Source organism: Streptomyces spongiae (assembly GCF_009377185.1).
In the GTDB taxonomy this organism is placed as follows: domain Bacteria; phylum Actinomycetota; class Actinomycetes; order Streptomycetales; family Streptomycetaceae; genus Streptomyces; species Streptomyces spongiae.
This window is the reverse complement of the sequence record NZ_VJZC01001003.1, coordinates 1-1,785: the sequence shown is the minus strand read 5'-3', so window position 1 is coordinate 1,785 and position 1,785 is coordinate 1. Positions and strand designations below refer to the sequence as shown.

General features: G+C 72.1%; 2 protein-coding genes. Both read right to left on the bottom strand.

Annotated elements, in window-relative coordinates; all coding sequences use genetic code 11:
* Positions 1-1,096 (bottom strand): MFS transporter (locus FNH08_RS49590; RefSeq protein ID WP_194238891.1); only part of this gene is annotated, 1,096 nt, incomplete at its 3' end.
* Positions 1,063-1,785: phosphopantetheine-binding protein (locus FNH08_RS49585; RefSeq protein WP_152778551.1), on the bottom strand; the 723-nt coding region annotated here is incomplete at its 5' end. The genes FNH08_RS49590 and FNH08_RS49585, both read right to left, overlap by 34 nt.

The window sequence follows — 1,785 nt, the reverse complement described above, 5'->3', positions numbered from 1 at the left end:
GGGTGGGGCTGAGGGAGGCACTGCGTGCGAGCAGCGTGGTCAAGGCTGCGGCGGCGCCGGCCAGGGCCACCGCGGTGGGAGGCAGCGGGCCAGTGGCGGAGCTCGCGAGGGCCGTTCCGGCGGCCTGCCCGAGGCCCAGGCAAGCGACCATCCAGGCGGAGGCCTCGCCGAGAGTGCCGCGCGGGGCCAGGTCGTCGAGGCTGGAGAAGACGCTGACCAGCAGCGGGGCGAGGAACAGTCCTGGAAGAATCGCCACGGCCACGGCAATCGAGGGTCCCGGCTGGAGAAGCAGCGGCAGGAGGCCGGCCAACAGTCCCAGGGCGGTTGTCCGCAGGTGCGTGGGGGGCGCTCCGGGCCAGCGGAGCCTGCCGTAGGCGAGTCCCCCGGTGAGGCTGCCGACGGCCAGGGCTGCGGGCATGAGAGTGGACAGGGCGGGGGCGTGGTGCTGCTCGGCGAGCGCGAGCGCGACGACGTTGAGCGCGCCCAAGGCGACGCCGGCGCCGAGGAGAGCGATAGCGAGAGTCCGTGGCCCGGGCGCGCGCAGGGGGCCGAGCGCGTCCGTACGGCGGGGTGGGGCCGGCTGCCAGTGTCGGGTTGGAGTTGCGGTGGCAAGGAGGACTGTGCCGGCCAGGCCGAGGACCGCCGCGGCGGCCAGCGGCATCTGCGCGTCGGTGACGGCGTCCACGCCCAGGACGAGGAGCGGACCGACGATGAACACGATCTCCTGGGCGCAGGCGTCGAGGCTGAGGGCGGCGCGGAGCTGGGCGTCGGAAGCTGTTACCTGCTGCCATAGAACCCTCAGGGCTGCCTCGGCTGGCGGTGTTGCCACACCCGCGGCGAGGGCGAGCAAGGCGGCGACGGTCGGGTAGCCGACGGTGTCGAGCACAGCGAGGAGCGCGAAGGCCCCGGTCGACGCGCAGGCCGTGCCCACAAGCGTCGGTGTCAGGCCATGGCGGTCCAGCATGCGGCCCCACAGGGGTTGTCCGAGGGCTGCGCTGATGCCGTACGCGGCCGCGAGGAGGCCAGCCTGGCGGACGCTTCCGCCGTCCGCTCGGACGACCATCAGCAGGGCGATCGGCGCCATCGCGACGGGCAAGTGGCCAACGACCGCTCCTGTGAGGAGACGCAGGATGTGTGGCGCGGTGAGCAGATCGCGGTAGCCGACCGGGCGGTGTGGGGATGCTGCGGCGGTGCGGGGGGACATGACGGACCGGGTCCTTCGTTTGGGGCCACGCGGTTCACGGCGAGGGGCAGAAAGGGCGTGCCCGCCAGAGCCTTTAGAGGCCGTTTCAGTTGGTGAGTCTGCGGTAGCTGATGAAGGCTGCGGCGATGCCGACGAAGGCGAGGTGGCGTCGGCCTCCTGCAGCGCCTCGGCGAGCAGTTCGATGGTGGGCCTGCTGAAGAGCGTGGCCAGCGGCAGGGAACGGCCCAGTTCGGGATACGCGCCATCAGGCGCACCGCGAGCATGGAGTCGCCGCCGAGGTCGAAGAAGCCGGCGCTCACGCTGACGGGGCGGGCGTCGAAGAACTCCCCCCAGATATCGGCGAGTTGCCTCTCCAGTTCGTTGCGTGGAGCGATGACCGCGTCGTCGGCGCCGGCCTTGGCGTCGGGGGCGGGCAGCGCCGACCGGTCGACCTTGCCGTTGGCGCTCAGGGGCACGCGCGGGTCGACACCGGCACGTTCGTGTGCCAGCCTGATGACGCTTTCCTGGCCGTATCGGTACGGCGTGGTCAGTGTCTCTCCTGCGCCATCGTTGTTGACCGCGCTGCCGCGAATCACCGCGTA